The 12,269-nt window shown below is 65.5% G+C and carries 13 protein-coding genes; 7 read left to right on the top strand and 6 right to left on the bottom strand.

What is annotated here, in order from left to right; translation table 11 throughout:
• Position 1 precedes the first annotated feature (1 nt).
• The gene (locus WBP07_RS01625) at positions 2 to 886 is read right to left on the bottom strand and encodes a GGDEF domain-containing protein (RefSeq protein ID WP_395393819.1); all 885 of its coding nucleotides are present in this window, start codon (positions 884 to 886) and stop codon (positions 2 to 4) included.
• 288 nt (positions 887 to 1,174) lie between these two features.
• Positions 1,175 to 1,921, bottom strand: coding sequence for a helix-turn-helix domain-containing protein (locus WBP07_RS01620; protein WP_395393817.1), 747 nt, complete (start codon positions 1,919 to 1,921; stop codon positions 1,175 to 1,177).
• A gap of 615 nt (positions 1,922 to 2,536) precedes the next feature.
• On the opposite strand from WBP07_RS01620, the gene cobA reads away from it, so the two are divergent.
• From cobA to WBP07_RS01595, 5 genes are read left to right on the top strand one after another with little or no spacing between them, the layout of a single operon-like run.
• Positions 2,537 to 3,310, top strand: a complete 774-nt coding sequence (gene cobA, locus WBP07_RS01615; RefSeq protein ID WP_395393815.1) for a uroporphyrinogen-III C-methyltransferase — start codon at positions 2,537 to 2,539, stop codon at positions 3,308 to 3,310.
• Positions 3,307 to 3,603: a DUF2849 domain-containing protein gene (locus WBP07_RS01610; RefSeq protein ID WP_395393814.1), complete on the top strand. Its 297-nt coding sequence runs from the start codon at positions 3,307 to 3,309 to the stop codon at positions 3,601 to 3,603. Before cobA ends, WBP07_RS01610 begins: the two co-directional genes overlap by 4 nt.
• The gene (locus tag WBP07_RS01605) at positions 3,603 to 5,237 is read left to right on the top strand and encodes a nitrite/sulfite reductase (protein ID WP_395393812.1); all 1,635 of its coding nucleotides are present in this window, start codon (positions 3,603 to 3,605) and stop codon (positions 5,235 to 5,237) included. Before WBP07_RS01610 ends, WBP07_RS01605 begins: the two co-directional genes overlap by 1 nt.
• The gene (locus tag WBP07_RS01600; RefSeq protein WP_395393810.1) at positions 5,230 to 5,661 is read left to right on the top strand and encodes a DUF934 domain-containing protein; all 432 of its coding nucleotides are present in this window, start codon (positions 5,230 to 5,232) and stop codon (positions 5,659 to 5,661) included. The genes WBP07_RS01605 and WBP07_RS01600 overlap by 8 nt, the downstream gene beginning before the upstream one ends.
• A gap of 46 nt (positions 5,662 to 5,707) precedes the next feature.
• Positions 5,708 to 6,508, top strand: a complete 801-nt coding sequence (locus WBP07_RS01595) for a phosphoadenylyl-sulfate reductase (RefSeq protein ID WP_395393809.1) — start codon at positions 5,708 to 5,710, stop codon at positions 6,506 to 6,508.
• A gap of 39 nt (positions 6,509 to 6,547) precedes the next feature.
• Here WBP07_RS01595 and WBP07_RS01590 read toward each other — a convergent pair whose 3' ends face one another.
• Complete coding sequence (locus WBP07_RS01590) at positions 6,548 to 7,471, bottom strand: DMT family transporter (protein WP_395393806.1); 924 nt, start codon at positions 7,469 to 7,471, stop codon at positions 6,548 to 6,550.
• Positions 7,472 to 7,473: 2 nt separating this feature from the next.
• On the opposite strand from WBP07_RS01590, the gene WBP07_RS01585 reads away from it, so the two are divergent.
• The gene (locus WBP07_RS01585; RefSeq protein WP_395393805.1) at positions 7,474 to 8,043 is read left to right on the top strand and encodes a helix-turn-helix domain-containing protein; all 570 of its coding nucleotides are present in this window, start codon (positions 7,474 to 7,476) and stop codon (positions 8,041 to 8,043) included.
• A 62-nt stretch (positions 8,044 to 8,105) separates the two neighbouring features.
• Here the strand turns inward: WBP07_RS01585 and WBP07_RS01580 are convergent, their stop codons facing one another.
• Positions 8,106 to 8,933, bottom strand: a complete 828-nt coding sequence (locus tag WBP07_RS01580) for a proline dehydrogenase (RefSeq protein WP_395393804.1) — start codon at positions 8,931 to 8,933, stop codon at positions 8,106 to 8,108.
• Positions 8,934 to 8,943: 10 nt separating this feature from the next.
• A complete protein-coding gene (locus WBP07_RS01575) occupies positions 8,944 to 10,074 on the bottom strand; it encodes a GNAT family N-acetyltransferase (RefSeq protein ID WP_395393803.1) in 1,131 nt (376 codons plus the stop codon).
• 224 nt (positions 10,075 to 10,298) lie between these two features.
• On the opposite strand from WBP07_RS01575, the gene WBP07_RS01570 reads away from it, so the two are divergent.
• Complete coding sequence (locus WBP07_RS01570; RefSeq protein WP_395393802.1) at positions 10,299 to 11,495, top strand: MFS transporter; 1,197 nt, start codon at positions 10,299 to 10,301, stop codon at positions 11,493 to 11,495.
• A gap of 224 nt (positions 11,496 to 11,719) precedes the next feature.
• Here WBP07_RS01570 and WBP07_RS01565 read toward each other — a convergent pair whose 3' ends face one another.
• A complete protein-coding gene (locus WBP07_RS01565) occupies positions 11,720 to 12,259 on the bottom strand; it encodes a dihydrofolate reductase family protein (protein WP_395393800.1) in 540 nt (179 codons plus the stop codon).
• Between the last annotated feature and the right edge of the window lie 10 nt (positions 12,260 to 12,269).

Genomic DNA, 12,269 nt, shown 5'->3' with positions numbered 1-12,269 from the left:
GTCACGCCGCCACGCGGCGTGGCTTCTCCATTTCCAGACGGTTGCGGCCCTTGGCCTTGGCCGAGAACAACGCCAGTTCGGCACGCTCGATCGTGCTGTCCAGGCTTTCCGCGATCTGGGCGACACTGCCGCTGGCGGTGATCGCCATGCGGCTTTCGCCCACGGTCTGACGCAAATCCGCCAAAGTCGCCACCACGCGGCTGCATATCGCCTGTGCCTGCGAAGGACTGGTACGCGGCAGCAAAACGGCAAACCGCTCGGACCCGATACGCGAAATCAGGTCGTCGCTCCGCAGCATTTCGCGCAGCAGATCGGCGAAGACACGCAGCACATCGTCGCCGGTGTGCTGACCGTACTTCATATTGATGGTGCGAAAGAAGTCGATCGAGAACATCGCCAGGCAGCCGTCCATCTCGGCATCGACCATGTGTTCCAGCATCGAGATGAAGGCGGCACGATTGGTCAGCCGGGTCAGCGGATCGGTGTAGGTCGCGGCGAAAAGCTGGTCTTTCAGCACGCGCTTCTCATCGATGCTGCGCATCACCGCCAGCGCGCCGTAAACCGCGCCCTGCTCATCGCGCAGCGTTCGCGCCTGCAATTCAAACCAGGTATCGCGCTCATCGGTCGAGACGGCGGGAAACTCCACCCAGCGCCCCGCTTCCTGCCCCGCGAGCGCCGCTTCCAGTTCGCTCGCCACGGCAGCGCGGGCGCTTTCGGACACGAGATCGAGCAAGCGGGGCGACGACGCGATCCGCACGCCCAGCCGTTCGATCGCCGGCGAGGCATGAACGATCACGCCGCTCAGATCGGTCTTGAGGATGATGTCCGACGTGGTCTCCGCCAGAAGACCATACAGCGTGCAAGATTCCCGGAATGTGAATTCCATTCCCATGCTCTTAGTGCCCCAGTACCGATGGATCATCGAAAGATCCCAAGGAACAAGCAGTCACCCGAGCGGGTCCGTTAGCAGACGCGCACCCATGAAAATGAGTAGACGGCACCGGCAATCGAACGCCCCCAAATGCGACCTTAACAACGGCTCAAACACAAAACAAGTTAGCCCTGTTACCTAACCTGCTTTGTCTTAAGTAATTGTTATTGCTATATTTACCATCGGAGCACCGAGTCGCAAAGACGATTCTCGGAAAACGCACCAGACCGAGTCGCAACACGATCACAACTCGATCATGATCTTGATCTTGTCCGGTGTCGTTTCGACGGCGGCGGCGATCTGCTCACGGCAGCGGGCGATGAGTTCGGGCAACCCGGCCACCGTGCGCCCGGGGCGCAGTTCGGAGGTGGCTACACCCAGCTCGCGGGCGATAGCCTCAAGGCGATCCTCGATCGGACGGGCGCGGCCCTGTTCCCATGCCCAGACGGTCGGCTTGCTGACGCCCAGCCGTGCGGCCAGTTCGCCCTGCGTCAGCCCACGCTCCTTGCGCAGCCGGTGCAGGCGCTCACCCAGGCTTTCGCCGCCGATCGCAGCCGGCGCATTGCCCGTGCCCGCAGCCTGACCGAAGCCATAACTGGAACCCGGCGCCGAACCGTTCGCCGGACTGTGCCCGCCAACCTCGATACCGGGCTGGACCGCACTGCGAAGCTGCGCGGCGCTCAAGGCCGAACGCGGCAACACCCGGTCGAACGCGCAACCATATAGGTTGCCGCTGGCCCAGATCACCCGCGCCGGGGTTGCCCCCGCTTCGGGCAGGTCCAGCTCGATCGTTTCATCGATCGACAGCGTCGCCGTGCTTTCCAGCAGCAGTCCCGTTTCGGAGAAATTGTGAACCAATACGGGCATTTCCGTACCTGCCGCACTCGACCCTTGGGTTTCGAGCATCAGCTTGCGACGGGGGGCGCGCATGCGGTCGCTGCCGTAGGCGGCAGCTGCGGGGTTAACTTCGAAATGTGCCTCAATGGGCATTGTGCAATCTCCAGGAGGCGCAAAGGTCCCCTCCCTGGGTTAAGATTTGGTTAGCGCACCGACTAATGCTAGCCGGATACGGCTGACCACTTACCCACCCCATCTACCTGCCATTTTCAGCACAAGAACCCACAGTTCACTTGTAGACAGAACAGGTAAGCGCAGACAGCTTCTTGCGATCACTTGCGCCAGATCTGCGCCAGATCATTTTAAGTGCAATTGACAATTATCTGCCGCGCTCATTCCGATTTATTATTAATGCATATTCACCATAACTCTAAATTGCCTTGACCCATCAAAGACTTGCCGAGGCAGCCACCCGAATTATCCGCCAATTTCAAGCCGATAGCTTGAACGAGAATCACTTGCCGGTCCGAATTGCGTTTCCGCTTTCATCCAAACCGGGCGGCAATTCTTTTCTCGCGACGCACCGATCCGCCCGGCACCCTATTTCCTTTATGGCAGATTCAACGAAACGCCGGGCGTCGCCGCCCGGATTTGCGACGACTTGAGGGATTCCCGAAAGGCGGAACAGGCATCCCCTAAAGCCCCCCTTGCCCCCTGCAAAGCCATTCTGGCTGGTATCCACCGGTCTGCGGTATCATGTGCCGCACCATGCAAACGAATCCCGCCTCTATCGGACGCGTGTTCCTGGTCGGCGCCGGCCCCGGCGATCCGGATCTGCTGACCCTGCGCGCCGCGCGGCTGGTGATGAACGCCGCGCTGATCGTGCATGACGGGCTGGTCGATCCCGCGATCCTGGCCATGGCGCGCCCCACCGCGCGGCTGATCTCGGTGGCCAAGGCCCGTTCGCGCCACACCATGAAGCAGGAAGAGATCAACGCCCTCCTCGTGCGTGAGGCGCTGGCCGGTAACGACGTCGTGCGACTGAAGGGCGGCGATCCCTTCGTGTTCGGCCGCGGCGGCGAAGAGGCTGAGGCCTGCCATGCCGCCGGCGTGCCGGTGGAGGTGGTGCCCGGCATCTCGTCCGCGCTGGGCGCTGCCGCCGCCGCGCAGATCCCGCTGACGCACCGCGACCATGCCTCGATCGTCAGCTTCGTGGCCGGCCAGTGCAAGGGCCTGACCGACCAGGACTGGTCCGGCCTTGCCGGCAAGGGCCGCACCCTGGTGATCTTCATGGGCCTTGCGACCGCCGCCCAGATCACCGAAAAGCTGATTGCGGACGGCCTGACGCCCGACGTTCCCGTCGCGGTGATCGAAAAGGCCACGCGTGGCGACATGCGCGTACTGCGCGCGTCGCTTGCCGGCCTTGCAGACCTTGTTGAGCGGGAACGGGTGGCCAGCCCCGCGCTCATCGTCATCGGCGCTGTCACCGCGCAGCCCGATACCATCGTAAGCGCAACAGCGCTGGAGGCAGTACAACAGTGAAGATCCTGACGGGCAACGACCTCAAGACCGGGGCGGTCATCTGGTGGACCGGCGTAAGCTGGTCGCTGGATGTCAACGATTCCGCCGACGTGGGCGAGCATGGCGCCGCCCTTGCCGCGCGTGAGGAAGGGGCTCGCAATGTCGTCGGCGCCTATATCGTCGATGGCGCGAAGACCGAAGAAGGCGTCCGCCCGGCCCACATCAAGGAGCGTATCCGCGCCCTTGGGCCGACCGTCCGCCTCGACCTGACGCTGAAGCCGTCCGACCCCGCAGCCGCAGACTGGGTGATCTGATGTACAAGTACGACGAATACGACCAGCAGATGGTCGACACGCGCGTCGCGGAATTCCGTGACCAGGTCCGCCGCCGCCTTGCCGGCGACCTGACCGAGGACCAGTTCAAGCCGCTGCGCCTGCAGAACGGCCTCTACCTCCAGCTCCACGCCTACATGCTGCGCGTCGCGGTGCCCTATGGCACGCTGAATTCCGCGCAGATGACGCTGCTGGGCGATATCGCGGACAAGTACGACCGCGGCTACGGCCACTTCACCACGCGCCAGAACATCCAGTACAACTGGATCAAGCTGGAAGACACGCCCGACATCCTGGCCGAACTCGCCAAGGTGGAGATGCATGCCATCCAGACCAGCGGCAACTGCATCCGCAACATCAGTTCGGACCAGTTCGCCGGCGCCGCAGCCGAGGAAATCGTCGATCCGCGCCCCTATGCGGAGCTGCTGCGCCAGTGGTCCAGCTTCCACCCGGAATTCCTGGTGCTGCCGCGCAAGTTCAAGATCGCCGTCATCGCGTCCGAAACCGACCGCGCAGCAATGCGCCTGCACGACATCGGCATCAAGATGGTGCGTAACGACGCCGGCGAGATCGGCGCCCAGTTCTACGCCGGTGGCGGCATGGGCCGCACCCCGATGATCGCCCCGCTGATCCGCGACTTCGTGCCGCTGGACCAGCTGATCACGTTCTCGGAAGCGTGCCTGCGCGTCTACAACCGCTATGGCCGCCGCGACAACAAGTACAAGGCACGCATCAAGATCCTCGTCCACGAACTGGGCCGCGACGAATACGTCCGCCAGGTGGAGGAAGAGTTCGCGCACCTGCTGACCCAGCCGATCGAGCCGCCGCTGGCCGAACTGGAACGCATCAAGACCCACTTCGTCGATCCCGGCTTCGAAGCCGGCATTTCGGACGAACTGGACCTGACCGATCCCGACTTCCGCCTTTGGGTGGAGCGCAACACGCATGCCCACAAGCAGGCGGGCTACGTGATCGCCACGGTTTCGCTGAAGCCCGTGGGCGGCATCCCCGGTGATGCCACCGCCGACCAGATCCGCCTGATGGCGCAGCTGGCCAAGGACTACAGCTTCGACGAACTGCGCGTCACCCACGCCCAGAACATCGTCTTCCCGCACGTGAAGAAGGCAGACCTCTACACCGTGTGGCAGGCGCTGGACGAAGCGGGCCTGGCCACCGCCAATCTGGACACCGTGGGCGACATCATCGCCTGCCCGGGCCTGGACTATTGCGCGCTGGCCAATGCCCGCTCGATCCCGGTGGCCCAGAAGATCTCCGAACGCTTCGGCAGCGCCGAGCGTCAGGCCGAGATCGGCGAGCTGAAGCTGAAGATCTCCGGCTGCATCAATGCCTGCGGCCACCACCACGCGGGCCACATCGGCATCCTCGGCGTCGACAAGAAGGGTCTGGAAAACTACCAGCTCCTGCTTGGCGGCAGCGAAGGTGCGGACACCTCGCTCGGCCAGATCACCGGCCCCGGCTTCACCGAGGACGGCGTGGTCGATGCCATCGAAAAGGCCACCGAGGTCTATCTCGCCAACAAGCAGGGCGAGGAACGCTTCCTCGACACCTATCGCCGTATCGGCATGGCCCCGTTCAAGGAAGCGATCTATGGTTGATGTGCAGTTCCGCTTCCGTGAAGACGAAGCGGTGAACGATCCGGCGGTGACCGTCGATTCCTTCGGCGAACAGACCAATTCCACCGCCGTCCGCATCGAGCCGGGCGACGACGCGCGCGATCTGCTGCCGCATCTGGAGCGCCTTTCGCTGGTGGAAGTCAGCTTCCCCGCGTGGACCGACGGGCGCGGCTACTCGTCCGCCCGCCTGCTTCGCGAAGCCGGCTACCAGGGCGAGATGCGCGCGGTGGGCGATCTGGTGATCGACATGCTTTCGCACATGCGCCGCTGCGGCTTCGACGCTTTCGCGCCGGACCGTGCCCTCAACGAGCAGGACGCCAAGAACGCGTTCGACCGTTGGGAGAACGTCTACCAGGCCACCGCCGTGGATGGCCGCCAGGCGATCTGGGCCAAGCGCCACGGCTGATTTCCGCCAAAACGACCGGAAAACTGCCGTCATAAGGGACCACCCGATGACCCGTACCGAAGTGACTCGTATCCGCGATCTGATCGACACCGGCCCTCGTTTCGACGAGGCCGATGCCGTGCGCCTGAACCGCCTGTTTCGCGGCACCGACACGAACGAAATGCTCGAAACGGTGCTGCGCGAAGGCATGGCGGGCGATATCGCGATCGTGTCCAGCTTCGGTGCGGAATCGGCAGTGCTGCTGCACCTGATCGCCTCGGTCGATCCCTCGGTGCCGGTGCTGTTCCTCGACACCGGCAAGCACTTTCCCGAAACGCTCGGCTATCGCGACCTGCTGGTCGAGCGTCTCGGCCTTACCAACCTGATCAACCTCGTTCCCGATGCCGATGAACTGGCGAAGAAGGACGAAAGCGGGCTGCGCTGGTCCTACGACCCAGACGGCTGCTGCGAGATCCGCAAGGTGAAGCCGCTGGAAAAGGCGCTGCTGAACTACGACGCCTCTTTCACCGGCCGCAAGGCGTTCCAGAACTCGGCCCGCGCCACCCTGCCCCGGTTCGAGATCGACACCAGCGATGCGCAAGGCCGCCTGAAGATCAACCCGTTGATCGACTGGAACCCGGAGCGTCTTAACGCCTATATCGCCGAGCACGACCTGCCCCCGCACCCGCTGGTGGCGCAGGGCTATCCGTCGATCGGCTGCATGCCCTGCACCAGCAAGGTTGCGGCAGGCGAAGATCCCCGCTCGGGCCGCTGGCGCGGTTGGGACAAGACCGAATGCGGCATCCACGTCGCCCTGCCGGTGGAACGCACAGAAAAGAACGCGCCGGAATTCGATCTGGACCTGTGAGAATTACGCTGCGGAAGGCCGCCGAACGGCGAACTTCCGCTACGCGGCGTTCGCTGCCCGCTCTCGCTTGGTGCCGGCCTTCGGCAGCTTCAATTCGCTGACGATCACGCCAGCCACGATCAGCACCGCGCCCAGCAGCGCCAGTGCCGGCAGGCGATCGCCCGCGATGCGGCCGACCACGCCGCCCCACACCGGTTCCCCCGCGTAGATGATCGTCGCCCGCGCCGGGGAGACGGACTTCTGCGCCCAGTTCATCGTCAGCTGGATCATGGCGCTGGCAACGCCCAGCCCCACGCCCGCCGCAAGCCATATCCATGAGAACGCCGGAACCTGCTCACCCACCACCGGCATCGCGGCGAAAGACAGCACGCCAGCCGCCAGAAGCTGCACCACGGTAACGCGCGTGGTGTCCACTTCGGTGGCGAAGCGGCCGATCAGCAGGATCTCCGCCGCAATCGCAAGCGCGCTCACCAGCGTCGCCACTTCCCCGCGACCAAGGCCGACGCTCAGCGATTCCGGCCCGGCAAGGCAGACCAGCCCGGCAAAGGCCAAGCCGATGCCCAGCCACGTCATCGGCCGTGGCCGACGCCGCAGCACCAGCCATTGCAGCAGCGGCACCATCGGCACGTAGAGCGCCGTCAGGAAGGCGGAGGTGCTGCTGTTGACGGTCTGCAACCCGTAGGTCTGCAAGGCATAGCCCAGAAAGATGGTCACGCCGATCGCCGAGCCCGCCGCAACTTCCTTGCGAGTCAGCCCGATCATCGCCTTGCGGAACAGCAAGAGGCTCAACCCGCCCGCCACCAGGAAGCGCAAGCCCACGAAGAACAGCGGGCCGCTATGCCGCATGGCCTCGTGAACGATCAGGAAAGTCCCGCCCCACAGCACCGTAATGCCGATCAGAGCCAGTTCCTGAGGGCTGAGAAAGCCTTTGCGCCGGGGAGAGATGTGCAACATAATGCGCATCTATGAGCAATATAGTGCGCAGTCAAGGCGTGCGCGGCGATGTGCTGGCGCATGTATCCAGCAACCTCAAACGGCTTCGCCTTGCGGCGGGGCTCAGCCAGGACGCGCTGGCCAAGGCCTCCGGCGTCAGCCGCCGGATGATCGTGAACCTGGAAGGCGGGGACACCAATATCAGCCTCTCCAGCCTGGACAGGCTGGCATGGGCGCTGGGGGTGGACTTCGTGGCGATGGTCTCCGACCCGGCGAGCAGCGCGCAACGCATCGACGCGCTGATGTGGCGCGGCGCCGATGCGGCCAGCGTCTCCACCCTGCTGGGGAGCGTGCCGGCAGGGGCATCGGCGCAGCTATGGTCATGGTCGCTTGCAGTGGGGGACAGCTACGTGGCCGAACCCGATCCGCAGGGCTGGTATGAGATGATCTTCGTTTCCGAAGGCCGCCTGCGGATCGACAAGGAAGACGGCGCAGTGATCGTGCCCGCGCAGGACTTCGCGATCTACAGCAGCGCCCAGCAATTCTCCTATGCCAATGCCGGAGACACGATCGCGCGCTTCGTCCGCGTGGTGGTTTGCTAGAGCATTTTCTAATCAGGCGAATCACCTGATGACTCGGAAAATGCGATAAACCGATCTAAGCTTCAACCGAACCGATCCGCCAACCACCACTTCGGTAGGTAGGGCCGCTCTATCAGCTTTTCGGCGGCATAGGGCCACCAGCCCGGGCCGAAGGGCCAGTAGAGCCGCATCGGCACGCCCAGTTCCGCCGCCGCGCGCGCGCCGCGGCGCATGGGGAGGCCGCGTAGCTGCTCCAGTTCGCAGGGCGTGCCGGAAGTCTTCAGGATCTCCAGCGCCGCCCGCGCCAATGCCGGATCGTGGGTAGCGACGCCGACCGGCGCCGCCCTTCCCGCCAGCGAATGCGCGAGATCGAGGAAGGCCGTTGCCGAATCTCCCGCATCGCCTCCCGGATCGGCCCACTCGCCCTTGACCAGTCGGACGCGCACCGGGGCATCCCGCAGGCGATCCGCATCGCCCCTGCTGCGCCGCCAGCGCGCGGGAAGCGCGGTGCCGCTGGCGCCGTATTCCGCCGCCAGCCAGGTGACGAGATCGAGCGTCTGGCCCGCCTGCGCATGGGTCAGCGCATCGAACACCACGGTCATTCCCGCCGCAAAGGCGGGCCCGGCAACGGCGCGCAGCAGGCCCTTGTCGAAATGCAGCGGAGAAGCCTTGATCGCCAGGCATGTGCCCGGCACGGCCCCGGCCAAAGCACGCGACAGCGCCTCGCACGCTGCAAGAATCGCGGGCGGCTCTCCATCCCACGCCGGGAAGTAGCTGAGCGTCGCCGCCGTTCCGTGCTTGTGAAGGGCATGTGCAGCCCGCGCCGCGGCCTCTGCGTCAGGCGCCGGAGCCACAGCCTCCACCGCGCGTGAGAGCGCCACGCGCACCCGTGTGCCGATGCCTGCACTCATGCCCCGGCGCTCATGCCTGACCCGCTTTTCCCGGTCGTCGCTGCCACAGCCAGTTGCCCGCCTCCACCACCAGCGCGGCCAAGCCGTGGAGGTTGAACGGATAAGTCTGAATCCGCAGGCAGGCCATCGCCTCGCGGGTCCATACATCCATAATCCACGGCTCCACTTCGCCGAGCAGTTCGATGCCCAGCAGCCCGCGCCCGGTGGCGTCCGCAAGCGCGTGGAGCATCAGCAGGTTGCCAGGCGACATGCGTGAGAAGGCCGTGTCGAAACCGATCTTGAACAGCCAGTAGCGCCGCTGGAACTCGACCGCGAGTTGCATCGCCACCGCCTTGCCGCCGATCCGCATGAAGGCGATGCGGCAAGCCCCTTCGCTGCTCGCCCGGCCCAGAAAATCGCGGAAGAACGCGGCTTTGACCGGATCACACCCTAGCGCGGAGCCGACTTCGCCCTTCCAGCCGCGCCGCTCGATCTCCACCGCTTCGTCGAACAGCGCGTCGAATTCGTCACGGCAGGGGGCGTGCATCTCGAACGTCACCGGCCCTTCCGCCTCCGCCCGGCGGCGAGCGCGGCGAAAGTCGGAACGGCGGCCGGAATTGAAGCGCGCCTCGGGATCGGTGGCGCCGGGTTCGATGGCAATGGTAGGGCAGCCGGTGGCGGCGCGGACGACCAGCAGGCCCCGCCCTTTCATCGCCGTGTGCAAGGCGCGGACGAGCGGCGAATCCGCCGGTACCCGCTCCAGCCGCAAGGGCCGGCGCAGCTTTGCCAGATCGCCCGCCAAGGCAGCGGCCGCCGCATCGTCGCGGCACAGCGCATCGACGGGCTCGTAGACCTGCCGCTCCCCCGCTGCGTGCCAGCGCCCCAGCCATCCCTTGCGCCGGCACAGCGGCAGCAGCGCGAGGACGCGCCCCTTATCCCGCACCGCCGCGAAGCGCCGAACCCGGCCCGCCAGCATCGTGTCGGCCAGCGCGCGGTGGAACGCCAGCATCTGAGAGGGCAATCGCGCCTGCGCCTCCAGATCGCGCCAATCGCTTTCGGCTATCTCGTCGGAAATTCGCCCGAACCGACTGCGGACACGCCTTTCCGACGCGGACCCTTCGGGCCCGGCGGCGCGTTCCACCATCGGTGCTTCGTGGCGCAAGGCCTGTTTCCCTTCACGACGCATGTGTCGTCCCCGCGCCAATGAATACGCCCAATCCACTTATTCGAAGTTAAAACGCAGTCACGGGCGCCCTGAACTGACCGACATCGATGTCGGCAAGTTGCGCCATGCGAATTCGCGCCTGCAAAAAACGCACCAGCGTACGCCTTGGCTTTGCGCCGGGGTGTACTAAGTGCCAGATGCCCCCAATATTGCAGTGCAACATGACCAACCAGAAACACACCCACCCTGCCCTCGTCACCCTAGCGCTGGCGATGGGTGCCTTCGCGATCGGCACCACCGAATTCGCGGCGATGAGCCTTGTGCCCTATTTCGCCCGCGATCTTCACCTGACCGAACCGGAAGCGGGCCACGCGATCAGCGCCTATGCGCTGGGCGTTTTCGTAGGCGCGCCGGTGATCGCGGTGCTGGCGGCGAAACTGGGCCGGCGGGCGCTGCTGATCGGGCTGATGGCCATGTTCGCGCTGGGTAACGGGCTTTCGGCGATGGCCCCTACCTATCCGCTGCTGATCCTGTTCCGCTTCCTGTCCGGCCTGCCGCACGGCGCCTACTTCGGCGTCGCGGCGCTGGTGGCGGCGTCCATGGTGCCGGAGAACCGCCGTGCGCAGGCGGTGGCGATGGTGATGTCCGGGCTGACGGTCGCCACGATCATCGGCGTTCCGGCCGCCAACTGGCTGGGGCAGGCATTGGGCTGGCGCGCGGGCTTTGCGGTGGTTTCGGTGCTGGCGCTGATGACCATGGCCTCCGTCGCGCTGTTCGCGCCGCACCAGCCGCCCTCGGAAGGCGCCAGCGCCGCGCGTGAACTGAGCGCGCTGCGCCGCCCGCAAGTGCTGCTGACGCTGCTGACCGGCGCCATCGGTTTCGGCGGCCTCTTCGCGGTCTACACCTACGTCGCCTCGACCATGATCGAAGTGACCAAGGTTTCGGAAGGGCTGGTTCCCGTAGTGTTGGCGGTGTTCGGCGTGGGCATGACCGTGGGCAACCTGTTCTGGGCCTGGGCGGCGGACCGCGCGCAGAGCCGCGCGGCGATCGGCGCGCTGCTGTTCAGCGCATTTTCGCTGGCGCTGTTCCCCTTCGCGGCGGGCAATATCTGGACGCTGATTCCGGTGATCCTGATGGTGGGCTTCTCCGGCGGCCTCGGCACGATCCTGCAGACGCGCCTGATGGACGTTGCGGGCGAGGCGCAGGCCCTGGCCGCCGCCGCGCACCACAGTGCCTTCAACTTCGCCAACGCACTGGGCCCGTGGCTGGGCGGCCTTGCCATCTCTGCCGGCTGGGGGCTGACCTCCACCGGCTGGATCGGCGCCGCGCTCTCGCTGGGCGGTCTGGCGGTATTCCTGCTGACCCTGGCGCATCACAAGCGCGGGGTTGAGCTGCAGGCGGTTCCGGCCTGCGCGTAAGGGGCGGACGGATACGCAGTCCCTCGCGGACAGCAGGCGTCACCCACCGGTAACCCCGTCATCCCCGTGAAGGCGGGGATCCCGCTTGTTCTTGCGAGCTTGGCGGAAAGATAGCGGGGGCGACGAAGAGTGTGTTGCTGGGGCTTGCCCTAGGAACGGACCGTTCTTTGCAGCCCCAGCCGGCTCGGCTCCGCCACCAAGCTACCCGGCGCCGCTCACTCCAGCTACACCGGATGCCGCCGCTCCAGCCGCATGTGCACGGCGCTCGGCGTGTTCTCCATCTCGGACACGAAATAGTCCTCGAAGGGCATGTCCGGATCGAACAGCGGCGCGCCCTTGCCCAGCGCGCGGGACATGACGCGCAGCCAGATCTCGTCCGCCTTGCCGGTGCTGAGCGCGGCGCTGACCGTCCTTGCCCCGCCGATCACCAGCACCGCTTTCTCGCCCGCCGCTTTCTGGGCGGCGGCCAGGGCGGAAGCGAAATCGGCCCGGAAGTGGAAATGCAGCCGCGCATTCTCCCGCGGGGCGGGAACCGGCGCATGATCGGTGACGACGAAGATCGGCACCTGAAGCATATAGTTGTCCGCATACCAGTCGGGATCGCCCCCCGCCGCGAAGGCATGGGCGCTCATCACCACCGCACCGCAGGCATCGGCCAGCCGCGCCACCATCGCGGCGCGCCGTGCGTCACCGACCGTTACGCCATCGGCATCGCTCCAGTACCCGTCGATGCTCGTGGCAGCCTCTACGATCATCCTGCCCATGGGTGTTACT

This window comes from Novosphingobium oxfordense (assembly GCF_044029435.1).
Classification (GTDB): Bacteria; Pseudomonadota; Alphaproteobacteria; order Sphingomonadales; family Sphingomonadaceae; genus Novosphingobium.
Note: the sequence above shows the minus strand (reverse complement) of the source record. Positions and strands in the feature narration are given on the sequence as shown.

Bases quoted from the DNA above. Each gene is read 5' to 3' on its own strand.
- WBP07_RS01585 (WP_395393805.1), top strand. From the start codon at position 7,474: ATGAGCAATATAGTGCGCAGTCAAGGCGTGCGCGGCGATGTGCTGGCG.
- WBP07_RS01595 (WP_395393809.1), top strand. From the start codon at position 5,708: ATGACCCGTACCGAAGTGACTCGTATCCGCGATCTGATCGACACCGGC.
- WBP07_RS01625 (WP_395393819.1), bottom strand. From the start codon at position 886: ATGGAATTCACATTCCGGGAATCTTGCACGCTGTATGGTCTTCTGGCG.
- WBP07_RS01580 (WP_395393804.1), bottom strand. From the start codon at position 8,933: ATGAGTGCAGGCATCGGCACACGGGTGCGCGTGGCGCTCTCACGCGCG.
- WBP07_RS01590 (WP_395393806.1), bottom strand. From the start codon at position 7,471: ATGCGCATTATGTTGCACATCTCTCCCCGGCGCAAAGGCTTTCTCAGC.
- WBP07_RS01600 (WP_395393810.1), top strand. From the start codon at position 5,230: ATGGTTGATGTGCAGTTCCGCTTCCGTGAAGACGAAGCGGTGAACGAT.
- WBP07_RS01565 (WP_395393800.1), bottom strand. From the start codon at position 12,259: ATGGGCAGGATGATCGTAGAGGCTGCCACGAGCATCGACGGGTACTGG.
- WBP07_RS01620 (WP_395393817.1), bottom strand. From the start codon at position 1,921: ATGCCCATTGAGGCACATTTCGAAGTTAACCCCGCAGCTGCCGCCTAC.
- WBP07_RS01570 (WP_395393802.1), top strand. From the start codon at position 10,299: ATGACCAACCAGAAACACACCCACCCTGCCCTCGTCACCCTAGCGCTG.
- WBP07_RS01605 (WP_395393812.1), top strand. From the start codon at position 3,603: ATGTACAAGTACGACGAATACGACCAGCAGATGGTCGACACGCGCGTC.
- cobA (WP_395393815.1), top strand. From the start codon at position 2,537: ATGCAAACGAATCCCGCCTCTATCGGACGCGTGTTCCTGGTCGGCGCC.